The 23,767-nt window shown below is 68.5% G+C and carries 23 protein-coding genes and 1 tRNA gene; 16 read left to right on the top strand and 8 right to left on the bottom strand.

Annotation, left to right across the window (positions count from 1 at the left end; genetic code table 11):
• The 6 genes from HUN08_RS00100 to HUN08_RS00125 form a co-directional block, all read right to left on the bottom strand.
• Entirely contained in the window at positions 1–1,341 is a 1,341-nt protein-coding gene (locus HUN08_RS00100) for a protein kinase (protein WP_124246114.1), read from the bottom strand.
• Positions 1,338–2,834: a penicillin-binding protein 2 gene (locus HUN08_RS00105; RefSeq protein WP_124246113.1), complete on the bottom strand. Its 1,497-nt coding sequence runs from the start codon at positions 2,832–2,834 to the stop codon at positions 1,338–1,340. Before HUN08_RS00105 ends, HUN08_RS00100 begins: the two co-directional genes overlap by 4 nt.
• Positions 2,831–4,243: an FtsW/RodA/SpoVE family cell cycle protein gene (locus HUN08_RS00110; protein ID WP_301547016.1), complete on the bottom strand. Its 1,413-nt coding sequence runs from the start codon at positions 4,241–4,243 to the stop codon at positions 2,831–2,833. The genes HUN08_RS00105 and HUN08_RS00110 overlap by 4 nt, the downstream gene beginning before the upstream one ends.
• A gap of 35 nt (positions 4,244–4,278) precedes the next feature.
• A complete protein-coding gene (locus HUN08_RS00115) occupies positions 4,279–5,658 on the bottom strand; it encodes a PP2C family serine/threonine-protein phosphatase (protein ID WP_124246111.1) in 1,380 nt (459 codons plus the stop codon).
• A complete protein-coding gene (locus HUN08_RS00120) occupies positions 5,655–6,119 on the bottom strand; it encodes an FHA domain-containing protein (RefSeq protein WP_124246110.1) in 465 nt (154 codons plus the stop codon). Before HUN08_RS00120 ends, HUN08_RS00115 begins: the two co-directional genes overlap by 4 nt.
• A gap of 186 nt (positions 6,120–6,305) precedes the next feature.
• On the bottom strand, positions 6,306–7,529 hold the full coding sequence (locus tag HUN08_RS00125) for a DUF3662 and FHA domain-containing protein (protein ID WP_124246109.1): 1,224 nt from the start codon (positions 7,527–7,529) through the stop codon (positions 6,306–6,308).
• A gap of 197 nt (positions 7,530–7,726) precedes the next feature.
• On the opposite strand from HUN08_RS00125, the gene HUN08_RS00130 reads away from it, so the two are divergent.
• The 4 genes from HUN08_RS00130 to HUN08_RS00145 all read left to right on the top strand — a co-directional run bounded on the left by HUN08_RS00130 (position 7,727) and on the right by HUN08_RS00145 (position 12,447).
• Positions 7,727–7,812 (top strand) — tRNA-Leu (locus HUN08_RS00130).
• A gap of 135 nt (positions 7,813–7,947) precedes the next feature.
• Positions 7,948–10,290, top strand: coding sequence for an ATP-binding cassette domain-containing protein (locus tag HUN08_RS00135; protein ID WP_301546807.1), 2,343 nt, complete (start codon positions 7,948–7,950; stop codon positions 10,288–10,290).
• Positions 10,291–10,513: 223 nt separating this feature from the next.
• Complete coding sequence (locus HUN08_RS00140) at positions 10,514–11,215, top strand: Abi-alpha family protein (RefSeq protein WP_124246108.1); 702 nt, start codon at positions 10,514–10,516, stop codon at positions 11,213–11,215.
• Positions 11,212–12,447 (top strand): DUF445 domain-containing protein, encoded by a 1,236-nt coding sequence (locus HUN08_RS00145; RefSeq protein WP_124246107.1) that lies wholly within the window; start codon positions 11,212–11,214, stop codon positions 12,445–12,447. The genes HUN08_RS00140 and HUN08_RS00145 overlap by 4 nt, the downstream gene beginning before the upstream one ends.
• Positions 12,448–12,501: 54 nt before the next feature.
• On the opposite strand, the gene HUN08_RS00150 is transcribed toward HUN08_RS00145, so the two are convergent.
• Complete coding sequence (locus HUN08_RS00150; RefSeq protein ID WP_124246106.1) at positions 12,502–12,921, bottom strand: hypothetical protein; 420 nt, start codon at positions 12,919–12,921, stop codon at positions 12,502–12,504.
• Between the two features lie 70 nt (positions 12,922–12,991).
• On the opposite strand from HUN08_RS00150, the gene HUN08_RS00155 reads away from it, so the two are divergent.
• From HUN08_RS00155 to HUN08_RS00175, 5 genes are read left to right on the top strand one after another with little or no spacing between them, the layout of a single operon-like run.
• The gene (locus HUN08_RS00155; RefSeq protein WP_124246105.1) at positions 12,992–13,315 is read left to right on the top strand and encodes a hypothetical protein; all 324 of its coding nucleotides are present in this window, start codon (positions 12,992–12,994) and stop codon (positions 13,313–13,315) included.
• Between the two features lie 5 nt (positions 13,316–13,320).
• Entirely contained in the window at positions 13,321–14,409 is a 1,089-nt protein-coding gene (locus HUN08_RS00160) for an alpha/beta fold hydrolase (protein WP_301546808.1), read from the top strand.
• Positions 14,406–14,939: a GNAT family N-acetyltransferase gene (locus HUN08_RS00165; protein ID WP_124246104.1), complete on the top strand. Its 534-nt coding sequence runs from the start codon at positions 14,406–14,408 to the stop codon at positions 14,937–14,939. Before HUN08_RS00160 ends, HUN08_RS00165 begins: the two co-directional genes overlap by 4 nt.
• Positions 14,939–15,727: an alpha/beta hydrolase gene (locus tag HUN08_RS00170; RefSeq protein ID WP_124246103.1), complete on the top strand. Its 789-nt coding sequence runs from the start codon at positions 14,939–14,941 to the stop codon at positions 15,725–15,727. The genes HUN08_RS00165 and HUN08_RS00170 overlap by 1 nt, the downstream gene beginning before the upstream one ends.
• 60 nt (positions 15,728–15,787) lie before the next feature.
• Positions 15,788–16,072, top strand: coding sequence for a YciI family protein (locus tag HUN08_RS00175; RefSeq protein WP_124246102.1), 285 nt, complete (start codon positions 15,788–15,790; stop codon positions 16,070–16,072).
• A 3-nt stretch (positions 16,073–16,075) separates the two neighbouring features.
• Here the strand turns inward: HUN08_RS00175 and HUN08_RS00180 are convergent, their stop codons facing one another.
• Positions 16,076–16,978 (bottom strand): SDR family NAD(P)-dependent oxidoreductase, encoded by a 903-nt coding sequence (locus tag HUN08_RS00180; protein ID WP_124246101.1) that lies wholly within the window; start codon positions 16,976–16,978, stop codon positions 16,076–16,078.
• 77 nt (positions 16,979–17,055) lie between these two features.
• On the opposite strand from HUN08_RS00180, the gene HUN08_RS00185 reads away from it, so the two are divergent.
• The 7 genes from HUN08_RS00185 to HUN08_RS00215 all read left to right on the top strand — a co-directional run bounded on the left by HUN08_RS00185 (position 17,056) and on the right by HUN08_RS00215 (position 23,766).
• On the top strand, positions 17,056–17,340 hold the full coding sequence (locus HUN08_RS00185; RefSeq protein WP_124246100.1) for a hypothetical protein: 285 nt from the start codon (positions 17,056–17,058) through the stop codon (positions 17,338–17,340).
• Positions 17,341–17,398: 58 nt separating this feature from the next.
• Positions 17,399–18,148, top strand: a complete 750-nt coding sequence (locus HUN08_RS00190) for a hypothetical protein (RefSeq protein ID WP_165353375.1) — start codon at positions 17,399–17,401, stop codon at positions 18,146–18,148.
• Between the two features lie 2 nt (positions 18,149–18,150).
• Positions 18,151–19,260 (top strand): DUF2157 domain-containing protein, encoded by a 1,110-nt coding sequence (locus HUN08_RS00195; protein ID WP_165353374.1) that lies wholly within the window; start codon positions 18,151–18,153, stop codon positions 19,258–19,260.
• A complete protein-coding gene (locus HUN08_RS00200; RefSeq protein ID WP_165353373.1) occupies positions 19,257–19,853 on the top strand; it encodes a GDYXXLXY domain-containing protein in 597 nt (198 codons plus the stop codon). The genes HUN08_RS00195 and HUN08_RS00200 overlap by 4 nt, the downstream gene beginning before the upstream one ends.
• 72 nt (positions 19,854–19,925) lie before the next feature.
• Positions 19,926–21,284 (top strand): sugar porter family MFS transporter, encoded by a 1,359-nt coding sequence (locus tag HUN08_RS00205; protein ID WP_124246097.1) that lies wholly within the window; start codon positions 19,926–19,928, stop codon positions 21,282–21,284.
• A complete protein-coding gene (locus HUN08_RS00210; protein ID WP_124246096.1) occupies positions 21,281–22,402 on the top strand; it encodes an N-acetylglucosamine-6-phosphate deacetylase in 1,122 nt (373 codons plus the stop codon). The genes HUN08_RS00205 and HUN08_RS00210 overlap by 4 nt, the downstream gene beginning before the upstream one ends.
• 74 nt (positions 22,403–22,476) lie before the next feature.
• Positions 22,477–23,766 carry an MFS transporter gene (locus HUN08_RS00215; protein ID WP_124246266.1) on the top strand — a complete coding sequence of 430 codons (1,290 nt, stop codon included), beginning with the start codon at positions 22,477–22,479 and terminating at the stop codon, positions 23,764–23,766.
• Position 23,767 lies beyond the last annotated feature (1 nt).

Raw genomic sequence — 23,767 nt, forward strand, 5'->3', positions numbered from 1 at the left:
TCAACCCGGTAGACCTGGGATTTTGAACGGCGGCCACGGGGCGACCGGCGCGCCGGGGTCAGGCGGCAGGTCCTCGGGGCGCGGCTTGTTGTTGTTCGGCGGGGCGGGCGCCGGCGCCGGGGTCGTCGTCTGCGGCGTCGAGGTGCCCGGTACGGCGGGCGCCGGCCGCGTCGTGCTCCGACTGTGGCGCGGACGTGAGGTGGTGGTCGTGGTGGTCGTCGTCTCCGGAGAGTCGACAACGGTCGTCGAGGTCTGGACCGACGGGGTCGATCCGCCCTTGGTGACCAGGAAACCGACCAGGATCAGTGCGGTGAGCAGCAGCATGACCGCGATGGCGGCCAGTGCCTTCTGTCCGGCGGTCCAGCCGTTGTCCGGCTTCGGTGCGGCAGGACGGCCGGCGGGCTTGGCCGGACGTGCGGCGGCCGCCGCAGCGCGGGTCGAGCTGGGCCGAGCAGCGCCGGCAGCGGCAACCGCGGTTGCCGCCGTGCGCGGTGCGGGAGTCGCCCGCCCGGCCCGGATCGCGGCGACCGCGTCGGCGAACTCGCCGCCGCTCGCGTAGCGCTGGCGTGGATCCTTGACCAGCGTCGACTCAATCAGTGCGCGTACGTCGGAGGGCAGGTTGTCCGGCAGCGGCGGAGGCGTCTCCCGGATGTGCTTCATCGCGATCGTGATGGCGCCGTCGCCGTTGAACGGCCGGCGCCCGGTCAGCGCTTCGTAGCCGACCACGCCGAGGGAGTACACGTCGGAGGCGGCGGTCGCGTCGTCGCCGTTGGCCTGCTCCGGCGAGATGTACTGGGCCGTGCCCATCACCATGCCGGTCTGCGTCACCGGAGCCGCGTCGGCGGCCTTGGCGATGCCGAAGTCGGTGATCTTCACCTGCCCGGTGGGGGTGATCAGGATGTTGCCCGGCTTGACGTCGCGGTGGATCAGCCCCTGCTCGTGCGCGGCCTGCAGCGCGCGGCCGGTCTGCTCCAGCATGTCCAGGGTGTTGGAGACGGGCAGTCGGCCGAGCCGTGAGATGACCGCGTTCAGCGGCTCCCCGTCGACCAGCTCCATCACCAGGTAGGCCAGCGCCTGCCCGTCGTTACGGTCAGGGGTCTCGCCGTAGTCGAAGACATTCGCGATGCCGGGGTTGTTGAGCCGCGCGGTGGTCTGCGCCTCGGTGCGGAACCGGCCGATGAACTCCGGGTCGTTGGAGTACTCGGATTTGAGGACCTTCACCGCCACCCGTCGGTTCAGACGCGTGTCGACGGCCTCCCACACCTGGCCCATGCCGCCGGTGGCGATCAGGCGCATGAGGCGGTAGCGGTCGGCGATCACCGTTCCTTGCTGCAACGTCATCGTCCCGCACCTCCTCCCAGTGCCGTGTTGATCACTTCTCGTCCGATGGGCGCCGCTACCGAGGCGCCCGTGGTGTCAGTCCCCAATTGTCCGTTCTCCACGACCACCGCGACGGCAATCCGCGCGTTCGTCGACGGGCCGAAGGCGATGTACCACGCATATGGCACTTCGTTGCCCGCCGCCCCCTCCGAATGTTCCGCGGTCCCGGTCTTCGACGCGATGGTCACCGCGCCGCCGGATTGACGTTCGGAATCGATCATCAGCGAGGTCAGCGTGGCCGCCTGCGCCGAGGTGATCGGCTCGCTGACCGTCGACGGCGAAGTCGTGGACAACGTGCGGAGATCCGGTGCTTGTAGCTTATCCACCATATAGGGCTGCATGCGGACCCCGCCGTTCGCGACGGTCGCCGCGACGATCGCGTTCTGCAGCGCCGAGGTGCGCACGTTGTACTGCCCGATGGCGGACTGGCCGAGGGTGGCCGGGTTGTCGAGGTCGCCGATGGTCGAGTTGGCGCGGACCGGCAGCGGCAGGGCGGGCGTCGCCTCGTCGAAGCCGAATCGCTTGGCGGTCTCGCGCAGGGTCTGTGCGGACTGCTTCATCTTGTTGACCGCCAAGTCGACGAAGGCGGTGTTGCAGGAGTGCGCGAAGGCCTGGGTCAACGAGACGGTCCCGTCGACGGCACCGGGACACGGCCGGTCGCCGTAGTTGGTCAGCGTCGTCTCGGTGCCGGGCAACTTGATCGACGCGGCGGCGGTCAGCCGGATGTCGGGGGTGATGCCGTCGCGCAGGGCAGCGGCCGTCGTGATGACCTTGAACGTCGACCCGGGCGGGTAGAGCTGGTCGACGGGCCGGTTGAGCATGGGCTCGGCGGCGGCCTTGTTCCACTTCGTCCAGGCCGACGAGCTGGTCTGCGAATCGGGGCTGGCGAGCTTATTCGGATCGAAGGACGGGGAGCTGGCCAGCGCCAGGATCTTGCCGGTGCTCGGCTCGATCGCGACGACCGCACCGCGGCACTCGCCGGTACACCGGCCGTTCTGCAGCGCGTTGTAAGCGACGCGCTGCAGGTTCGCGTCGATCGTCGTCACGACGTTGCCGCCGCGGGGATCGCGTCCGGCGAACATCGCCATGAACCGCTGGCCCCACAGCCGGTCGTCGTTGCCGTTGAGGATCTGGTCCTCGGCGAGCTCGATGCCGCTGGCCTGGTAGTTGATGGAGTAGTAGCCGGTGACCGGCGCGAAGGCCTCGGCGGAGCCCTCCGGATAGGTGCGCAGGAAGCGGAAGCGCCCGGAGGTCGGCCGGGACAGGGCGATGATGTCGCTGCCGGCGGTGATCGCCCCGCGCTGGCGCGAGTACTCGTCGTCGAGCACGCGGCTGTTGCGCGGGTCGGCGCGCAGCTTGCCCGCCTGGAACACCTGGATGTAGGTGGCGTTGCCGAGCAGCGCGACGATGAGGACGCAGACGAAGATCCCGATGCGCTGAATCTGTTTGTTCATCGTCGGCCCTCCGTCGCAATGGCGGTGGTCGGCATCGAGGTGAGCGTCGGCGACGGCGCGTTCTGCTGTTGTTGCTGCGGTTCGCGGGCGGCATTCGAGATGCGGACCAGCAACGCCAGCAGGATGAAGTTCGCCAGCAGCGACGAGCCGCCGTAGGAGACGAACGGCGTGGTCAGACCCGTCAGCGGGATGAGGTTGGTGACGCCGCCGACGATGACGAACACCTGGATCGCGATGGTCGCGGCCAGGCCGGTGGCGAGGAGTTTGCCGAAGCTGTCGCGCACGGTGACGCCGGCGCGCAGCCCCCGCATGACGAGGACCAGGTAGAGGCACAGCACGGCGGCGAGGCCGACGAGCCCCAGCTCCTCGCCGATCGAGGCGACGATGAAGTCGGTGTTCGCCAGCGGCACGATATTGGGGCGGCCCGAACCCAGCCCGGTGCCGAAGAGCCCGCCGGTGGCCAGGCCGAAGAGGCTCTGCGTGGTCTGCAGGGTCGTGTTGGTGGGGTCCGAGAGCGGGTGCTGCCAGATGTGGACGCGGTTCTGCAGATGCGTGAACTGGTGGTAGGCGACGATCGCCCCGACGACGAACAGGCTCAGCCCGATGACCACCCAGCCGATCCGGCCGGTGGCCACGTAGAGCATGACCAGGATCGTCGAGTACACCAGCAAGGACGGACCCAGGTCGCCCTGCAGCGCGAAGATCGCCATCGCGACCACCCAGGCCAGCAGCAGGGGACCGAGATCGCGGGCGCGCGGGACGTCGAACCGCCCGATCCGTCGACCGGCGGTGGTGAACAGGTCGCGCTTGCTGACCAGCAGGGCTGCGGTGAAGATGATCAACGCGATCTTGGCGAATTCACCGGGCTGGATCGAGAAGAACGGGGTGGAGAGCCAGATCTTCGAGACGTTGGCCGCCTGGTCGCCCTCGCCCGGGCGGGTGGCCCAGGAACGCGGCAACAGGATGGGCAGGGCGAGGAAGAACAGGCCGCCGAAGCCCAGGGTGTAGGCATAGCGGGCCAATGTCCGGTGGTCGCGCACGAAGTACAGGACCGCGGCGAAGACGCCGATGCCGACCAGCGCCCACAGCAATTGCAACTCGGCGTCGTGGCTGGCGTCGCCGGTTGTTTGGCGCGAGCCGAGGTCGAGCCGGTGGATCATGACCATCCCCAACCCGTTCAGCAGGGCGACGATCGGGAGGAACAGCGGATCGGCGTGCGGGGCGAGCCACCGGATGACCAGGTGCGCCACCAGGTACAGCGCGACGTAGGCGCCGATGAACTTGAGTACGTCGACCGTCAGGTTCTGCCGCTGCGCGCCGTCGACGATGAGCAGCGCGATGACGACGATGCCCAGGGCGAGGCCGAGCAGCACGAGTTCACGCCGGCGCGCCCGGGACTGGCCGGTCATGACGGTTGCCGCGGCGGGCTTGGGCGTCGGGGCACTCATCGGGCGCCTCGGCACGGTCCGTCGGTGACAGTCGGGGGCGGCGGGCCCGGCAGCGGCTGCGGGGGTGGCGGCGGCGAACCGGGCGGCAGCGGCGGGGCCGGCGGATTGCACATCGGAAGCAGGGTCAACGCCCGCACGCGGTCGTGGATGTCGGTCAGCGAGAGGTTGCGGACCTTCTTCTCGCGCACGGCGTTGCGGTCCAACTCGGCCAGTGCGGCCGCCGGCAGCGGGTTGCACACGGCGTTGGGGTCGGTGACGAAGGTGATCGTCGGGTGTACCGCGGCCAGGTCATCGATGCAGACGCGTTCGATCTGCGAATTCAGGTTGAACTGGAACACCGGGTCGGGCGAACCGCGGTAGATGACGACGTTGCCGTCGTCGACGCGCAGGAAGTGGTTGGCGCGCAGCTTGTTCTGGGTGATCCAGCCCGCGATGCCGATTCCGACGACGAGCACCGCGAGGATGGCCAGGGCCACCCACCAGCGGCGGTGCTTCACCGGCGCGGGCGCTTCGTCGACGACGCTGATGGCCTTGGTCGGCTCGGGCGGCGGGCGCAGTGCGGCGGCGCGACCCGCGGCCGACGACGGGTCCGGCGTGTAGTCGGCCTCGCCGTCGCCGCCGGCGGCACCCCCGACGATGGGTCGGGATTCGCCGAACTCCGTGTCGACGACGTCGGCGATGATGACGGTCACGTTATCCGGGCCGCCGCCGCGCAGTGCCAACTCGACGAGGCGGTCGGCGCAGGCCGCCGCGTCGGAGACCGAGGCCATTGTGTCGGCGATGGTCTCCTCGGAGACCACGTCGGATAGCCCGTCGGAGCACAGCATGTACCGGTCGCCGGCGCGGACCTCGCGCATCGTCAGCGTCGGGTCCACCTCGGTGCCGGTCAGCGCGCGCATGATCAGCGAGCGCTGCGGATGGGTATGCGCGGCCTCCGGGGTGATCCGGCCCTCGTCGACCAGGGCCTGGACGAAGGTGTCGTCGCGGGTGATCTGGGAGAGTTCGTCGTCGCGGAGGAGGTAGGCGCGGGAATCGCCGACGTGGCACAGCCCGACGCGCGTGCCGGAGAACAGCAGCGCCGTCAGCGTGGTGCCCATGCCCTCGAGTTCCGGGTTCGCCTCCACCTGGGCGGCGATCGCGTCGTTGCCGAGATCCATCGCCCGGTGCAGCAGGTCGAGGATGTTCCCGCCGGGCTCGTCGTCGTCGAGGGGTTGCATCGCCTGGATGACGAGCTGGCTGGCGACCTCGCCGGCCGCGTGACCGCCCATGCCGTCGGCCAGGGCGAGCAAACGCGCCCCCGCGTAGACGGAGTCCTCGTTGTTCGCCCGGACCAGGCCGCGGTCGCTGCGTGCGACGTATTCCAATACCAGGGTCACGGGCGCAACTCGATCACTGTCTTGCCGATGCGGATCGGGGTGCTGAGCGGGACGCGGGCGGCGGTGGTCACCTTGGCGCGGTCGAGATAGGTGCCGTTGGTGGAGCCGAGGTCCTCGAGGTACCAGTCGTCGCCGCGACGGGACAGCCGCGCGTGGCGTTCGGAGGCGTAGTCGTCGGTGAGCACCAGCGTCGAGTCGTCGGCGCGACCCAACAGCAGCGGCTGATCGCCGAGGGTGATCCGGGTGTTGGCCAGCGCTCCCGACGTGACAACGAGGTAGCGGGCCGATCCGCGGGCCGCCTTGGTCCGCGATCGTGCACGGCTCGGCCGGGCGCTGAGGCTGATCGGGCGGCCGCCGGCGATGGAGAGGTCGTTGCGCAGCGCGCGGATCGTCGCGTAGACGAACAGCCAGAGCAGGATGAGGAAGCCGATGCGGGACAACTGCAGGATCAAGCCTTGCATGGCGCACCGCCTTCCTTTTGTTCTTTCATGCGGGCAAGCGCCGCAGCCGGGCAGGCTGCGGCGCGTGCGGGTGACCGTTCCGATCTTATGGGGAGAACCTGCGGGGACGCCGATTCAAAGGTGACAGTTCGGTATCGACTGAGACCGATCCGATATCTGAAATCCGTCCTCGCGCAGGTCGCGGAACTACTGGAAGCGGACGGTGATGTCGGAGTGACCGATGCGGATGCGGTCGCCGTCGGCCAGCTCCCAGTTGGAAACCTGCACGTCGTTGACGGTCGTGCCGTTGGTCGAGTTCAGGTCCGAGAGCATGGCCGTGTTGCCGTCCCAGCGGATCTCGACGTGGCGGCGGGATACGCCGGTGTCCGGCAGGCGGAACTGGGCGTCCTGGCCGCGGCCGATGACGTTGGAGCCTTCGCGCAGCGAGAACGTGCGGTTGCTGCCGTCCTCGAGGAGCAGCGTGATCGCCGTCGGGGCGTAGGCCGGGGGCTGGCCGTACGCGGGAGCCTGGCCGTATCCGGGCTGCTGGCCGTAGCCGCCCTGCTCGTAGCCGCCGGGCTGCTGCTGTCCGTAACCCTGGTCGTAACCTCCGGGCTGGCCGTACGCGGGCTGCTGGCCGTAGCCGCCTTGCTCGTAGCCGCCGGGTTGCTGCTGTCCGTAACCCTGGTCATAGCCGGGCTGCTGCTGCTCGTATCCGGGCTGCGGGGGGTAGCCGCCCTGCTCGTAGCCACCCTGGTCGTAGCCGCCGGGCTGCTGTCCGTAGCCGCCTTGGTCGTAGCCACCGGGTTGCTGCTGCTGTGCGTAGGCGCCCTGCTGTCCGTAGCCCTGGTCGTAGCCGGGTTGCGGGGGGTAGCCGCCCTGGTCGTAGCCGCCCTGCTGGTAGCCGGCGCGGTCGTTTCCGGGATTCTGAGTCATGTGGGTGGCTCCTTGTAGTGCGTTGTCTGGCCGTGCGTTGTCGCTGTCGGTGGGCTGGGCGCTCAGGTTGGCTTGGGCGCTGGAAGCTGGCGGGGGCTGTCCCCGAGCGGGCCGGGGGAGGGCGTCAGGATTGACGGCGCCCAAGATGCGCAACTGCCCGGTGTGAAGTTCTGGTTCCGGGTCGAACTCTACGACGACCGGCCCATAAGTCTGCCACCCGCTGTCTGAGATGAATTCGTCCAGGTGGCGCGAGAAGGTCTTGCGGTTCAGTTCGTACTCGTTCGCGAACTCCGCGAAATCGGACTCGGAGAGCGCGACGGTGTAGCTGTTCGCCGCGAGGTCGGCGGCACCGGGAACCGCGCGTCGTGTGTCGAGGGCCTCGCGTTCCAGGGCCTGCTGCACCTCTTGGGGGGCGACGCGACCGCCGAAGACGCGCGCGAACCCGCCGTCGACGGCGCCCTCGAGCTTGCGCTCGAAGCGTGCGATGATGCCCAAGGCGCAGCCCTCTCCTCGTCGGTGGCGTGTCATACGTGCGGAACAGTTCGTTTCATGATAGCGGTCCGGTTGTCGACGGCGGGACACAAAGAAGTCACAGTGGCACCGACAGTCACAGTGGCACCAACGCCGGCGGCGACGGATTTTCTGGACCCGTGGCCCCCGTGCTATCGTTCTCGGGTCCAAGCGGACGTCACGGGCGAGTGGCGGAATGGCAGACGCGCTGGCTTCAGGTGCCAGTGTCCTTCGGGACGTGGGGGTTCAAGTCCCCCTTCGCCCACCAACCAGGAGCAGTTAAGCTCAAAACGAGAAGCAGTTCAGGAACCAGAAATGGCGTCTGAACTGCTTTTTTGATGAGCCGTCGTTGGTACCACCGCTATCACCATGTCGACGATGTTTTTGCTTATACCCTTGCTAGGTGGGACCTTCTGACACCCCTAGCGCGTTCATCGGAGTGACGGACGCTCGCACACACAATTTGCGTGGGGTATCGCTCGCCGTTCCGAAGGGCGCGCTGACGGTGTTCACTGGTGTGTCCGGGTCGGGAAAATCGTCGCTGGCATTGGCGACCATCGCGGCAGAGGCCCAGCGTTTGGTCAACGAGTCCTACCCGTCGTTCGTCCGCGCCCGCCTGGCGCAAGCTCCAGCTCCGGAGGTGCAGGCGATGAGTGGACTGACCTATACCGTGCTGATCGATCAGCGACGGTTCACCGGGAACGCGCGCTCGACCGTGGCTACCGCGACTGATCTGGCGCCATTGATCCGTCTGGTCTTCTCCCGTGCCGGCGTGCCCTCGGCAGGCTATTCACCGGCGTACTCGTTCAACGACCCCAAGGGAATGTGCCCCCGCTGCGAGGGAATCGGCACGGTCACCGACATCGATCCGGATGCGCTCATCGATCTGGACAAGAGCATCGACGAAGGGCCGGTCCGGTTCAGCATGTTCCGGCCCGGGGTGTATCGCTGGAAGCGATTCGCCTACTGCGGACTCTTCGATCGCACCAAGCCGCTGCGGGACTACACACCCGAGGAGCTCGATCAATTCCTCTATGCCGACGCCGTCGTTCCGCCGGACCCGGATCCGCGCTTCCCGAAGTCGGCGCGATTCGACGGCGTCATCACCCGGATGCGCGACGTCTACGTGAAGAACCGGCCCGCCAACATGTCGAAGCAGGTCGCGGAGGAACTCGAGCGCGTCACGAGCGAGCGACTGTGCCCTGAGTGCGGAGGCGCCCGCGTGAACGCGGCCGCTCGAGCCAGCCTTATCGACGGGCGTTCGATCGTAGACTGGATGGCTCTATCGGTGTCCCGGCTGCGCGAGCTGGTGGACGATTACCGCGAACCGACCGTCGAGCCGGCACTCGCTGGTATTCGCAAGGGGCTCGATGCGCTGCTGTCGGTGGGTTTGGGGTATCTGACACTCGACCGAGTGTCATCCAGCCTGTCCGGTGGCGAGGCGCAGCGCGTCAAGGTCGTCCGACACCTGGGCAGCGCGCTGACGGATGTCACCTACGTCTTCGACGAGCCGACGACAGGTCTGCATCCGGCCGATGTCCTCCGGCTGACCGGACTCCTGCGTCAGCTTCGCGATGGCGGGAACACCGTGCTCGTCGTCGAACACAACCGCCAGGTCATCGCGGCTGCCGATCACGTCGTTGATCTCGGCCCAGGTGCGGGCGTGAATGGTGGCGTGATCCAGTTCGAGGGAACGCCAGAAGATCTCGGGACCAGTGGGACACTGACCGGCCGTCTGCTGACGACGCCTCTGACTCTGCGTCGTCGGCGCCGCAAACCGCGGGGTCAGCTGCGGGTGCGCGATGCGCGCGCCCACAACCTGGCGGGCTTCGACGTCGATATTCCACTGGGCGTACTGACCGCGATTACCGGCGTCGCCGGTTCGGGGAAGAGTTCATTCGCCACCGTTTCACTGCCGCAACAACATCCGGAGTTCACCGTCGTGGGCCAGGATCCGCTGCGTGGCGGGGTCCGTTCCACGACACTGAGCATCCTGGGAATCGCCGACGATGTCAGGCGGGTGTTCAGCGACGCATCCGGGCTCAGCCCGGCGTGGTTCAGCTTCAACTCGAAGGGTGCGTGCCCGAACTGCAAGGGAAAGGGATACATCACGACCGAGCTCGCGTTCCTCGATGACGTCTCCACACCGTGCGATGCCTGCAATGGCCTGCGGTTCAACGACAAGGCGCTCTCGGTGCAGATCGGCGGGTGCACCATTGCCGACGTCCTCGCGATGACGGCCGACCAGCTGGCTGAAGTCCTGCCCGACACCCGGTCGGTGGTCGACACGCTGAGCTGGATGGATCGTGTCGGCCTGAACTACATCCCGGTCGGCCGGTCTCTCGACACCTTCTCCGGCGGGGAACGGCAGCGCCTGCTCGTCGCGCGGCACCTCGCGTCGTCACCGGATATCGGCCACGAGCACATCGTGCTCGACGAGCCGACCACCGGACTGCACCCGGCCGACGTCGAAGTGATCAACGAACTGTTCGATGACCTGCTCGACGAAGGAGCGACGCTTGTCGTGATCGAGCACAATCTGCGCATCGTCGCCCGCGCGGACCACGTGATCGACATCGGCCCGGGCGCCGGGACCGACGGCGGTCAGCTGACGTTCGCCGGGTCGCCCGCCGCGCTCATCGACGACAAGAATTCCCTCACCGGCCGCGCGTTGAAGATCGCCACGACCATGGCACCGGGCGAACTCCCGCCGGTGACCCTCGCCGCACTGAGCATCGGATCGTAGAAGTGGGTTGGACTATTCCTCCGGGGTGACGGTCCTCCGGAGTGACGGGTTCCGCACCCGGTAGCGACTCGAGCCGCACGTGCCACCATGCATCTCCACGATCGATGTTCCGCAAACCCGTCACTGGTCGTCGGCGGCAGGTCAGGATAGGGTCGCTGCACATCACACCCGGCGATCCCGCCGGGTTCGGGGGTAGGCGTGGGTCCGTCAGGAGGCGTGTGCGTTGGACATCATCGGAGCCGCGGCCAATCTGGCGCGTCGATTGCCCATGGGTGAGCTGCCCGCGGAGGCGCTCGACCTGACCAACGTCGTCGCGCATCGGGTGGAAGAGGCGGCCGGCGTCGTCGCGCAGCGCGTCGAGAAGGAGTTCTTCGGCTTCCTCCGCACGCGCATGGAGGCGACCGAGATGCTCGCCCTGCCGCCCGGAACCAGTGCCGCCAACGCCCAGGAGGGGCCGCGCCGGATCATGGCCGATCTGCTCGACCGGTCGATCCAACAGGATTCGCGGGAGAGCAAAGACGATTGGTCCGCGGCCGTGTTGGCGCAGCTCGTGCCCGACGAGGCCAGGATCATCGCGGCGCTCGCCGAAACCGGGGAGCGTCCGCCACTGGTGCACGTGTATGCGCGCACCGGTCAGGCCTGCCTGCTGGAGAACGCCTCGTTGATCGGGCACACCGCGGCCCTGACCCTGCCGCAGATGACGCCGTACTACGTGACGCATCTGCGCACCCTCGGCCTCGTCGAAACCGGCCCCGAGGACCAGAACAACGCCAAAGGGTATGAACTGCTTCTCGCCGACAAGGCCGTCCGCACCGCGATGAAGGAGGGAGAGTTCGGCAAGTTCCCGGCCAAGGTGATGAGGCGGACGCTCGTCCTCTCCCCGCGCGGACAGGAACTGTGGGTGGCGGCGAGGCCGGTCGGATGAACTCCCTCCCACAGGCGTGGGATGTCTTCACGGCGCACCCGGTGGTGCTGCTCCTGATGCCGGTCGCCGGCGCTTTCATCGGCTGGATCACCAAGGTGCTGGCCATCTGGATGGTGTTCAAACCGCTGAACTTCGTGGGAATCGGCCCCATCGGATGGCAGGGCCAGTTGCCTCGACGGGCCGCCAAATTCGCCAGTCACGCCGCCGAGGTCATCCTGCACGACCTGCTCGACGCGCGGGAACTCGTCGACCGCCTCGACTCCAAAGAGATCGCCAGTCAGTGCGACCACCTGCTCGTATCCTCCGTCGACCCCATCGCGCGGGAGTTGATCGGCGACCGCTGGGATCAACTGCCCGGGTCGGTCCGGTATGCGATCATCGCGCGCGCCCGGGCCCGCACGCCGCAGGTGATCGACTCGCTGTTCGACTTCGCCAAGGCGAATATGGACGGCCTGTTCGACCTCACGTTCATCGTCACCGAGTTGCTGATCGACGACAAGAAGATCCTCAACAAGATGGTGAAGAACAACATCCCGATGATCCTCAACTTCATGAAGGTCTTCGGGCTCATCTTCGGCGGCGTCGTCGGCCTGATCCAGCTGGTGGTCTACTGCTTCACCGAGAACACGCTGATCATCCCGATCTTCGGCCTGGTCGTGGGCTTCACGTCGGACTGGATAGCCCTGCAGATGGTGTTCAACCCGCGCAAGCCCACCACCTACCTGGGTGTCTTCACCTGGCAGGGCCTGTTCTTCAAGTACCGCGACGAGTTCATCGCCGGCTATGCGCGCGACATCGCCACCGACATCCTCACCCCCAAGGTGATCATGAACGCGCTGATGAGCGGCGCCCTGGCCGACCGCCTGTTCGCGATGTTGCGCGGCGAGATCGACGACGCCATCAAGGCCGAACTCGGTGTCGCCGCACCCGTGGTCACCGCCGCCATCGGCACCAAGCGGTACAACGAGGTCCGCGACTCGGTCGTCACCCGCGCCCGCGAGATGATGCCGCAGGCGGCCGAGCAACTCGACGGCTACGTCACCTCCGCGCTCGACGTCGACAACACCGTCGTCGAGGCCTTCAAGAACCTCGACGACGACGAGTTCGAGGCGATGATCAGGCCGGTCTTCAAGGACGACGAATGGCTGGTGGTGTGGCTCGGCGGTGCCCTCGGGTTCGTCGTCGGCGAGTTGCAGGTCCACATGCTGACCTGGCTCGGCGGCCTGCACTGACGAAACACCGCTGACGAAACACCGTCGGCGAAGCGCAGTCGTGTCGACAGTGCTTCAGACGCGCAGCGTCGTGAACCCCGGGGTGACCGTCGAGCTGCCCCACGCGTCGAGGCGGATGAACAGCTCCCCGCGCCCGGTGCGCAGCACGGCCTGCGCCGGGACCCCGTTCAACCCGCTCGACAGCTTCGCGACGCCCGAGCGGCCGGTCGAGCGGTTCATCCACCAGACCCGCGCGTAGGGCAAGCAGCCCCACCGCCCGCGATCGGTGCCCGTGACCATCACCGTTCCGCGTCGGTGATCGGGCTCGACGGCGCACCGGATCGGTGGGACGTCGAAACTGCCGTTCGGGTTGCCGTAGGACGCCGGCTGGATTTGAAACGGAATCCTCGCCGCGGAAGCCGTCGCCGGAGTGGTGATCGCCAGGGCGCCCGCCGTCGCGGCGGTCGCGATTGCCATCTTGCTGATTCGCCTCATAGCGCCTAATGGTAAGACTGATGTGAGGTGAGTCACAGCGCAGGGCAGCCGGAGAGGATCGGGTGGCGCGATGAGTGCCGAGCAACCGAAGTGGCGTCAGGCCTACGACAAGGTCGACAAAGAGCTGAGTCCCAAGGTGACCGAACTCGTGCAGAGCGACGCCTTCAACGTCGCGATGGGTTTGGCCGCGAGGATCCGCAAGGAGGTCCGCAACAGGGTCGGCGGCGCGGCCGCGGCCGTCTGGCATTTCGCCAATCTGCCGGCCGGCTCCGACGTGAAGCACCTGCGCAAACAGGTCGGCGCGCTCGACCGCGAGGTACGACGGCTGACGCTGCAACTCGAGCGGGAGCACCACCACCGGGGGATGACCGATGAACCGGGGCCCAGGGAGTAACCGCGATGACTATGACCCAACCCCGACCGCTCAGCACGGTCGACCGCATTCGCAAGGAGATCGAGCGCAACGCCCTGCGCGCCCGCAACGGGATCAAGTTGGTCGCAGGCGTCAACCGGCCCGACGTCGGGATTACCCCCAAAGACACGGTGTGGACCGCGGGTCGCAGCCAGCTCTGGCACTACCGCAGCGACAACGTGAGCCTGGCCCCGCCGGTACTCATCATCTACAGCCTGATGAACCGCAGCTACATCGTCGATCTCGCCCCGGGCAACAGCTTCGTCGAACACCTGGTCAAGGCCGGATTCGACGTCTACATGATCGACTGGGGTATCCCCGACGAGCGCGACGCGGGCAACACCTTCGAGGACTACGTCGACGACTACATCCCCGCGGCGGTGGAACGCATCCGCGAGATCAGCGGATACGACGAGGTCAACATGATGGGCTACTGCTTCGGCGGGCTGCTCGCGGTCCTCTACGCCGCGCGCCACCCCGACGCACCGCTGCGCAGCCTCACCGTCCTGACCACCCCGACCGACCTGCAGGAATTGGGCCCGATGGGCGACGCGCTCGGCGCCTCGGGGATCGGCGTCGAGGACACCTTCAACGACGACGGGAACATCGCCCCCGACGTCCTGTTGCAGGCCTTCCGCTCGCTCACCCCGACCGCGGATCTCACCGGATACGTGAACCTGTGGCAGCAGATGTGGAACGACGACTATGTGGCCGCCCACCAGGCGATGAGCGGGTGGGGCAACGAACACATCCCTTTCCCCGGCGGGGTGGCCAAACAGATGGCCACCATGATGAGGGATAACGCGCTCGTCAACGACCGGCTGGTGATCGGCGGCGACCGAGTCCACCTGTCCGACATCACCCTGCCGTTCCTCCACGTGACCGCCGACCGCGACCACATCATCCCGGAGAAGTGTTCGGCACCGCTGGTCGGACTCGTCGGCTCCGCGGAGGCCGAGCAGTTCCGGCTGCCCGCCGGGCACATCGGGCTGATCGTCGGGAAGACGGCCGCGCGCACCACGGTCCCCAAGATCATCGACTTCATGCGACAGCGCAGTGAGGAGATCGGCAAGTGAGCGTCGAAGCCGTCACCGAGGAGCACACCGACGCCCTCGTCGAGTTCTTCACCGGCCTGCCGGAGGAGGACCGCACCTTCATCCAGGAGGACATCGGGAACGCCGACGAGGTGCGGCGACTACTCGCTACGCGGATGCGGCAGTGGGTCAAGCTCGGCGACGACGGCCGGATCGAGGGCTATGTCGCCGTCCGGTCCAGGCCCGGCTGGTCCGACCACGTCGGCGACATCCGGCTCGTCATCGCGCCCGAGCACCGTCGTGGCGGGGTCGGCAAGGAGCTCGCCCGGCACGCGTTGCAGCAGGCCATCTCCGACGGTCGGCGCAAAGTCGTCGTCGAACTCCTCGCCGACCAGCAGCATGCCGCCGCGATGTTCAACGAACTCGGATTCACCGGGGAGGCCCTGCTGCGCGACCACATCCGCGATCGGCACGGCGACCTGCGCGACCTGCTGGTGCTCGCGCACTTCGTCGACGACAACTGGGGCGGCATGACGGCGATCGGACTCGGCGACGAGATGGCGGGACACTGATGAGCGCACCCAGCTCGCGCTCGAGCGCGACCCGGCCCTCCTTCCTGCTGTACTCCACCGACTTCATGCGGTCGGGGGTGGACGCTTGGGCGACCGCGTTGTCCACGCCGATCCTCGCCACCGCGCCGCGCGGCGACCGGCACCCGGTGCTGGTGCTGCCCGGCTTTATGACCAACGACACCTGGACCATCGGGCTGCGGACCGCGGTGCGCTCCTTCGGCTACCGGGCGCATCGGTGGAACCTGGGGCGCAACGTCGGGCCGACGAGCAAAGCCCTGGACGGAATGGCGGCGCGGCTCGACGAACTGGTCGACCGGTACGACGAGCCGGTGTCGATCATCGGCTGGAGCCTGGGCGGCATCTTCGCCCGCCGACTGGCCAGGCAGGCACCGGAGAAGGTGCGCCAGGTCATCACGCTGGGCAGCCCGATTCGCCTGCACACCCACGGACAGAGCTGGGCGGGTCCGCTCTACAACCGGTTCGCGAGCCGCCACGTCGAAGAACTCGACCTGCCGCTGGAGGCCGCCGCGGAGCCGTTGACGATGCCGGCCACGTCGATCTATTCGCGGATCGACGGGATCGTCGCGTGGCAGGCCTGCCTCGACGAGCCGGGGGCGAATGCCGAGAACATCGCCGTCTGGAGTTCCCATTTCGGCTTCGGTCAGCACCCGGCCGCGCTGTGGGCCATTGCCGACCGGCTGGCCCAACCGGTCGGGCATTGGCGGCCGTTCACCCCGCCAGCGATGCTGCGCGCGGCGTTCCCGGCCGTCGACGTTCCGCGGCCGTAAACCGTAGTGATCTGAGGCGGCTCGGCCGGGGCGGGTGCGTGCGGGGTCTACGCTGCCGACATGCCGAACTTCGCCGTCGAATACACCTATGCCCCCGAACAAGCCGCACTTCGCGACGAGCATCGGCCGGCCCACCGGCAGTGGCTCGGCCAGGGATACGAGAACGGCACGCTGCGGTTCGCCGGTCCCTTCGCCGACGGCAGCGGCGCGTGGGTGATGGTCGCGGCGCCCGACCGGCAGACCGTGGTCGAGCTGCTGGCCGACGACCCCTTCGCGAAGGTCGGGGCGATCGCCGCCACCCGGATCACCGAATGGGTCAACGTGTTCGGCCCGTTCGGCGACTGACCGTCACTCCTTGCCGAAATCGTCCGAATTTCGTGGGTCGGCGGGCATATTTCCCTCGGATCCCTTCGATCCGGACGATTGTGGGAGGGAAGCGGCCTCGTAGCGGTCACGGGCGGCCGAGCCCTTCGTCGCCGCGACCTGGTCGGGCACCATGCGCCGCAGCACGCGGTCGCGGATGCCCTGCGGCAACAGTCCGGCGGCGGCGACGAGCGGACCGACATATCCGGGCAGCGTGGTCAGGAAGCGGGGCCGCGCGATGACGTCGAGCACGGCGGTCGCCACGTCGTCGGGACTCAGGAGCGCCGCGGCGCCGGTGGCGGTTCCGGCCGCGAGCTCGGTGTCGACGACGCCCGGCAGGATCGCCGAGATGGCCACCCCCGAACCGCGCAGCTCCTCGCGGACCCCGGTCAGGTAACCGAGGACGGCGTGCTTGGTGGCGGCATAGGTCGATTCACCGGGCGGTGCGATCTTTGACGCGGCCGATGCGACGGTGACGATGTGGCCCGAGCCGCGAGTGCGCATCGCCGGTGCCGTGAGGCGGACCCCGCGGATCACGCCGACCAGGTTGACCGCGATCATCGCCTCGGTGGCGCTGGGCGGCTCCTCGTCGAACGGTCCGACCCACATGACCCCGGCGTTGTTGACCAGGACGTCGACCGGGCCGAGGTCGGCGTCCGCGGCGGCGAGGAAGGCGGCGAAGGAATCCTCGTCGGTCACGTCGAGTCGATAGCCGCGGCCGCCGATGCGGTCGGCGGTCCGCACGGCCTCCTGCTCGTCGCGGTCCCCGATCGCGACGCGGTGCCCGGCGCGCGCGGCGCGCTGTGCGATGGCGGCGCCGATCCCGCGCGCCCCGCCGGTGATGGCGACGACCAGAGGTGGTTGGTTGGTGGGGAAACGCTTGCTCATGGTCCAACCCTCGCAGGCGCGACGCCCGACGACGCGGAAATCCCGTTTGAGAGCGGGCCGCGTCGTAGCCTGTGGACATGAAGAACCTCTACAAGGCGGCGGCCGTCGGCCTCCTCGCCGTGATGTGCACGGCCGGTTGCGACGCGGTGGACACGGTGATGAACAAGGGCGGCGACACGACCTGCGGCAAATTCATCACCATGAACGAGAAGGACCAGCGGGAAGCGGTCAGCAAGATGCTCAAGGAGCGCTCCGGCGCCGACCCGTCGAACCTCGAAGTCACCGGAACGAGAGTCGCGGTGGGCGCATACTGCCGAACGGTGGGCACCGACTCGTCGAAGATCAGCGACATCCAGCGATAGTCCACCGAAGTCGGCTGACCGCACCACAGCCGCGCCAACACTTGCCATACTCGGGGGCATGAATCGGACACGTGCCCGTCGGCTGACGGGCCCGCTCCCGATCGGGGGGCTTGTCGCGGCGGTCGGTGCCGCCCTCGTCACCGTCGGCGTCACCGCCTGTGACCCGACCGGTCCACCGCTGGCCACCATCAATCCGGAGCCCACCGCGGCGGCCGCGGCCTTCACCGCCGTCACCGATCGGCGGACCGGCACGCTCCCCGACGGGACCAGCTGGACGGTGATGTTGCCGCAGGTGCGCGGGGGCAGCCCGGAGGTGCGCGCGGCCTTCAACGGCAAGCTCGACACCCTGCTGGAGACCATCACCGGTCAGCCGAGCGGGAACGGGCAGACCATCGGTGACGGTGGTCTCGGCACCGCCGAGCGCAGCCGCACGGTGATCGGCGAGCGGACGCTGTCCGGCGTCGTCATCGTCCTGGCCAACACCAAGGGCGCGGCCCACCCCAACAACCTTGTCGAGACGACGGTTCTCAACAGCGAGACCGGCGAGACCATCGACGACCCGTTCGCCGACAAGACGGCGGCGTTCAAGGCCCTCGCCCCGCTGGCGGCGGCAGGCGATTCGACGGGCCGGCTGCGCGATGCCGCCACCTACGCGTCGGGCTTCACGTCATGGATTCCGCTGCCCGAAGGGTTGCACGTCTACGTGTCGGTGCCGCACGTGATGGGCGACTACGTCCCGGTGACCATCCCCTGGGACAAGGTGGCGCCCCTGTTGAAGCCCGATGTGCGAGAGGTCTTGGTCCACTAGCCGTGGCCGACTATCGGGAACGGGTCGTCGGTGATGTCGACCGCTGGATCGGGGCCGGTCTGATCGACCCGGACAACCGGGCCGCCATCCTCGCCACGCTGCCGGCCCGTCGTCGCGTCGACGCCGTGACCGCCCTCATCTGGGTGGCCGCCGTGCTGCTCGGACTCGCGGTCATCGCGTTCGTGGCCGCGAACTGGGACGGGATCGCGCGCATCGTGCGCTTCGGCCTGCTGCTCGCCGCCTTCCTTCTCGCGGCGGCCGTCGGCGCGGAAGCCGTGCGCCGGGGGCGGACCGTCGTCGCCGACATCGCGCTCACCGTCGCGACGCTCGTCTTCGCGGCGACCATCGGATTGACCGGTCAGATCTACGACCTGACCGGCCACCCGCCCGCTGTTCCCTACGGCTCGGGTGCGGCGGCGTTGGCCTTCGCTCTGGTCGGACGGTCCCGGGGAGCGCTGGCCGTGGGCGTCGCGGCCGTCTTCATCGGCGACGTGATGGCCCACGAGAGTCTGCCGCTCCCGATCAGCCTGGTCGTCGCCCCCCTCGCCCTGGTGCTGGGCCTGCGCTGGGGCTCGGCCCTCGTCGCGCACGTCGCCTCGGTCGCGGTGCTCGGCGTCGCGGGCTGGTTCGCCGGCCGCTACGACCTGAACGGGTGGGCCTTGCTCGGCATTGCCGCGGTGCTCGCCCTGTTGGCCGCGGGGTCGGCCGTTGTCCGACGCGGGGAGTCCCAGCCGGTCAACGACCTCGCCATCCCGACGACATGGTTCGCCATCGGGGCGCTCGGCTTCTTCATCGCAGCCGGGTATACCGGGCACTTCGGCGACCACGCGGCACTCGGGCTGGCCCATCGCGTCGTGTGGATCGCGATCTCCGCCGGGCTGATCGCGCTGGGCCGCTATGTCCGCCACGGCGTGTTCACGGGGTTGGGTGTGCTCAGCCTGATCGGTGCGGTGTGCGCGCTGCTCAACGATCTCGGGCTCGACCTGCTCGTCATCTCGCTCGTGTTCCTCGGCTGCTCGTTTGTGGCGCTGGTCGTCGGGCTGACATTGCGCCGGGGTCGTCGCGGTCTGGCCGGGGCCGAGATCGCGGCCGACGGGCAGGTGCGACGATGACGACGACCCCCGGCGCGGTACCGAACGCCGATGACACCAACGCCGACGTGGCCGCTCTCTCGTCGGTCCGGCGGCACGGCCTGATCCGGCCGGCGTTGATCCTGCTCATCGCGGCGCTGTGCGTCGCCACCCTCGTCGGGATCGTCGTGCGGGAGGGACATGCCCGTTCGCACGGGACCGAGGTGACGTTGGCGATGCGCGGCGTCGACCCCCGCGACCTGGTGCGCGGGCACTACGTGGCGATCCGGCTGGCCGACGAGGCGCCTCCCGGGTGCACCGGGCAATCGGGAGAGTGGATCGCCCTCGCCCGGTCGGGGGAGAGATCCGTTCCCGCCGGTGCGTACCCGACGCGCGACGAGGCGCTGCGCCACGGGCCGGTCGCGGTGCGCGGCACCCTGCGGTGTCAGGGGAGCACCGCGTCGCTCGACATCGGCATCGAGCGCTTCTACATCAACCAGCGCGACGCGACCGCCATCGACGAAGCACTGCGCGGCGGGAAGTCCGCGTCGGCGATCGTGTCCGTCGGCACAGACGGGAAGGCGCGACTCGTCGCGCTCGAGGTGGATCACCGGCGCTACGACCTGGCGTGGTGACGATATTCTGTCGCGATCGAATCAAGCGGCGGCCGAATCGGTCGACCGAGTCAAGCGTTGGAGGATGAACGGATGAAGCGAGCGGGCTTGCTCGTGGCGGTGGCCGCCGCGAGCATGGGCATCGTCTACGGCTATGACCAGTCGAATATCGGTGCCGCGATGGAATACGTCGGCTCCGAGTTCACCCTCGACGACAACGGCAAGCAGTGGCTGTACACGGTCGCCGTGGTCGGGTCGATCATCGGCGCGCTCGTCGCGGGACCGCTGGCCAATCTGATCGGGCGCAAGAAGTCGATGATCGCCGTGGCCGTCGGCTACGGCCTGTTCGCGGTGCTCTCCGGGATCGCGCCGAGCTTCACGGTGCTGGCCGGGGTGCGTTTTCTGCTGGGCGTCACGGTCGGCGTCTCGCTGGTCGTCGTGCCGGTGTTCGTGGCCGAGTCGGCGCCCGCGCGCAGTCGCGGAGCCATGCTGGTGGCCTACCAGATGACGACGATCATCGGCATCATCGCGGGCTTCCTGATCGGCTATTTCCTGGCCGGGCATGCCGCCTGGCGGTGGATGCTCGGCCTGGCCGTCATCCCGGCCGTCCTGGTGCTGATCCTGCTGACGCGCCTGCCCGACACGCCGCGCTGGTACCTGTCGCGGGGGCGGGAGGCCGATGCCCGAGCGGCGCTGACGGCGATCGACCCCGATGCCGACGTCGACGGCGAGATCGCCGAGATGCGCGCGGCGCTGGCCGCCGAATCCGGCGGGCACCTCGTCGAGATGCTGCGCCGACCGTGGGTCCGCGCTACCGCCTTCGTCCTCGGCCTGGGATTCCTCATCCAGATCACCGGCATCAACGCGGTGGCCGTCTACGGGCCCCGACTGTTCGAAGAGATGGGCTACAGCGACGACTTCGGCAAACTCCTCCTTCCCGCCCTCGTCCAGGTGTACGGCCTGATCGCCGTGATCCTGGCGCTGCGCTGGGTGGACCGCATCGGCCGGCGACCACTGCTGCTCGGCGGGATCTTCGCGATGATCGTGGCCACTGGGATCCTCATCTGCGTGTACGGGCCGCTTGCCGACGACGTCGCGGCGCGACAGATGTGGGGCTTCGCCGGACTCGCCGTGTTCACGATGGGCTTCTCCTTCGGATTCGGCGCACTGGTGTGGGTCTACGCCGGGGAGAGCTTCCCGGCGCGGCTGCGGTCATACGGCTCGTCGGCCATGCTGACCTCCGACCTGGTCGCCAACGTGATCGTCGCGCAGTTCACGCTGACGCTGATCAACAGCCGTCTCGGCGGGGCCGGTACCTTCGCCATCTTCGGCGGCTTCGCCGTCATCGCCTTCCTCTTCGTCGCACGGTTGGCGCCGGAGACCAAGGGCCGCACCCTCGAGGACATCCAGCAGTACTGGACCGACGGCGCGAAGTGGGCGCGCAAGTCGTGACCGAACCCGCCGGAGAGGTCGTCGCGGCGGCGCGCATCGTCCTCGACGGCGACGTGCTGGAGCCGGGATGGCTGCGGATCGTCGACGGGATCGTCGTCGACGCTGGTGCGGGTACACCCGATCCGCGGCTGCCCGTCGCGCGGCGGGTGGCGGGCACGATCGTCCCCGGTTTCGTCGACATGCACTGCCACGGCGGCGGCGGATACGGGTTCACCGACCCGGAGGTGGCGCAGGTGCGCGCGGCGCTGGCCTTCCACGCGTCCCACGGCAACGCCGCGACGATGCTGAGCCTGGTCACCGCGCCCGCCGACGAGTTGCTCGCCCAGGTGCGGCGGTTGGCGCCGCTCGTCGCCGCCGGCGAGGCCCCGGGGATCCACCTGGAGGGCCCGTGGCTCTCCCGCGCGCGCTGCGGGGCGCAGGACCCGCGGGCGATGCGCGACCCCGATCCGGCGGAGATCGATCGACTGCTGGAGGCGGGCGACGGTGCGATCGGTCTGGTCACCCTCGCCCCGGAGCGTCCGGGCGCGCTGGACGCGATCGACCGGTTCGTCGCCGCCGGGGTCGTGGTGGCGCTCGGGCATACCGACGCGAGCTACGACCAGACGGCTGCGGCCGTCGACCGCGGGGCCACCGTCGCGACCCACCTGTTCAACGGGATGCGACCCTTCACCCACCGAGACCCCGGGCCGATCCTCGCGCTGCTCGACGACGAGCGGGTGGTGGTCGAGTTGATCGGCGACGGCGTCCACGTCGACCCGCGCGTCGTCTCATCGGTGGCGGCGCGGGTGGGGGCGGGGCGCGTAGCGCTGATCTCCGACGCGATGGCGGCCGCCGGCAGCGCCGACGGGAGGTACCGGTTGGGGGCGTTGGACGTGACGGTCGCCGACGGGGTCGCGCGACTGAGCGACGGCGGTGCGATCGCCGGCGGGACGTCGACGATGGCGCAGCAGTTCGGGCGGATCCTGGCCGCCCCGCCGCGCGGTTGCACGACGGAGTTGGAGGCGTTGACCGCGGCGGTGACGATGACCTCGACGACCCCGGCCCGGGTGCTGGATTTGGCGGAAACGGGCCTGGGACAGTTGTCGGTGGGCGCGCCCGCCCGCTTCGCCGTCGTCTGAATCCTCTTCGCCGGTATTCTCCACTGGTGACCGATAGCCAACAGGTGCCGAGGCACCGGATCGTCGTGGCGTCGATGGTGGGCACCACCATCGAATTCTTCGACTTCTACATCTATGCGACGGCGGCCGTCTTCGTCTTTCCCAAGCTCTTCTTCCCGTCGGGGAATCAGACGGCCAGTCTCCTGGCGTCCTTCGCCGTCTTCGGCGTCGCGTTCGTCGCCCGCCCGGTCGGATCCATGATCTTCGGGCACTACGGCGACCGGATCGGACGCAAGGCCACCCTCGTCGGATCGCTTCTCACGATGGGGATAGCGACCTTCCTCATCGGTCTGCTGCCGACCTTCTCGACCATCGGCTACGCCGCACCGGTCCTCCTGGCGCTGTTGCGCTTCTTCCAGGGCGTCGGGCTGGGCGGCGAGTGGTCGGGTGCGGCGCTGCTGGCCACCGAGACCGCGGAGAAGGGCAAGCGCGGTTGGGCGGCGATGTGGCCGCAACTGGGCGCCCCCCTCGGATTCCTGCTGGCCAACGGCGTGTACCTGGTCCTGATGCTGAGCATGGGCTTCGACAAGAACTCCTCGCCGATCGATCACCCCTTCTACACCTGGGGCTGGCGGGTGCCCTTCCTGGCCAGCGCGGTGATCGTCATCGTCGGCCTGTATGTGCGGTTGCGCCTGAGCGAGACCCCGGTTTTCACCGCCGCCGTCGAGGCGGGGGAGAAGTTGCGCGCCCCGATCGCCACCGTGTTCCGCACGTCGTGGCGACCGCTGGTCATCGGCACCTTCGTCATGTTGGCCACCTACACCCTCTTCTATCTCATGACCGCCTGGGCAAGTTCCTACGGCACGAAGTCCGCCGTCGGCGACAGGGCGACGGGCTTCGGGATCTCCGCGACCCGGTTCATCGAGCTCCAACTGATCGGTGTGGTCTTCTTCGCCCTGTTCATCCCGGTCTCCGGGTGGCTCGCCGACCGCATCGGCCGCAAACCCGTGCTGCTCGCCATCACCGCCGGCATCATCGTCTTCGGCTTGATCTTCGAGAAGACGATCGGACCCGACGTGGCGTCGGAGGCCGGAATGCTCGGCTTCCTCGTCGTCGGCATGATCCTGATGGGGCTGACCTTCGGCCCGATGAGTGCGGTGCTCCCGGAACTCTTCCCGACGAATGTCCGCTACACCGGATCGGGCATCTCCTACAACGTGGCCTCCATCCTCGGCGCCGCCGTCGCACCGTTCATCGCGACGGCCCTCGCGTCGCGCTTCGGTGTCGGGGCCGTCGGGATCTACCTCGCCATCACGGGCGTGCTCACGCTCTTCGCGCTGTTCGCGGCGCCGGAGACGCGCGACGTGGAGTTGACGAGGATCTGAC

The sequence above is a fragment of the Gordonia sp. X0973 genome, assembly GCF_013348785.1.
Taxonomy (GTDB): Bacteria; Actinomycetota; Actinomycetes; order Mycobacteriales; family Mycobacteriaceae; genus Gordonia.

Excerpts from the sequence above, each read along its gene's own strand:
- HUN08_RS00205 (WP_124246097.1), top strand. The coding sequence starts at position 19,926 with ATGAAGCGAGCGGGCTTGCTCGTGGCGGTGGCCGCCGCGAGCATGGGC.
- HUN08_RS00120 (WP_124246110.1), bottom strand. The coding sequence starts at position 6,119 with ATGCAAGGCTTGATCCTGCAGTTGTCCCGCATCGGCTTCCTCATCCTG.
- HUN08_RS00180 (WP_124246101.1), bottom strand. The coding sequence starts at position 16,978 with ATGAGCAAGCGTTTCCCCACCAACCAACCACCTCTGGTCGTCGCCATC.
- HUN08_RS00190 (WP_165353375.1), top strand. The coding sequence starts at position 17,399 with ATGAATCGGACACGTGCCCGTCGGCTGACGGGCCCGCTCCCGATCGGG.
- HUN08_RS00145 (WP_124246107.1), top strand. The coding sequence starts at position 11,212 with ATGAACTCCCTCCCACAGGCGTGGGATGTCTTCACGGCGCACCCGGTG.
- HUN08_RS00100 (WP_124246114.1), bottom strand. The coding sequence starts at position 1,341 with ATGACGTTGCAGCAAGGAACGGTGATCGCCGACCGCTACCGCCTCATG.
- HUN08_RS00215 (WP_124246266.1), top strand. The coding sequence starts at position 22,477 with ATGGTGGGCACCACCATCGAATTCTTCGACTTCTACATCTATGCGACG.
- HUN08_RS00185 (WP_124246100.1), top strand. The coding sequence starts at position 17,056 with ATGAAGAACCTCTACAAGGCGGCGGCCGTCGGCCTCCTCGCCGTGATG.
- HUN08_RS00110 (WP_301547016.1), bottom strand. The coding sequence starts at position 4,243 with ATGACCGGCCAGTCCCGGGCGCGCCGGCGTGAACTCGTGCTGCTCGGC.
- HUN08_RS00160 (WP_301546808.1), top strand. The coding sequence starts at position 13,321 with ATGACTATGACCCAACCCCGACCGCTCAGCACGGTCGACCGCATTCGC.
- HUN08_RS00170 (WP_124246103.1), top strand. The coding sequence starts at position 14,939 with ATGAGCGCACCCAGCTCGCGCTCGAGCGCGACCCGGCCCTCCTTCCTG.
- HUN08_RS00105 (WP_124246113.1), bottom strand. The coding sequence starts at position 2,834 with ATGAACAAACAGATTCAGCGCATCGGGATCTTCGTCTGCGTCCTCATC.
- HUN08_RS00150 (WP_124246106.1), bottom strand. The coding sequence starts at position 12,921 with ATGAGGCGAATCAGCAAGATGGCAATCGCGACCGCCGCGACGGCGGGC.
- HUN08_RS00175 (WP_124246102.1), top strand. The coding sequence starts at position 15,788 with ATGCCGAACTTCGCCGTCGAATACACCTATGCCCCCGAACAAGCCGCA.
- HUN08_RS00200 (WP_165353373.1), top strand. The coding sequence starts at position 19,257 with ATGACGACGACCCCCGGCGCGGTACCGAACGCCGATGACACCAACGCC.
- HUN08_RS00155 (WP_124246105.1), top strand. The coding sequence starts at position 12,992 with ATGAGTGCCGAGCAACCGAAGTGGCGTCAGGCCTACGACAAGGTCGAC.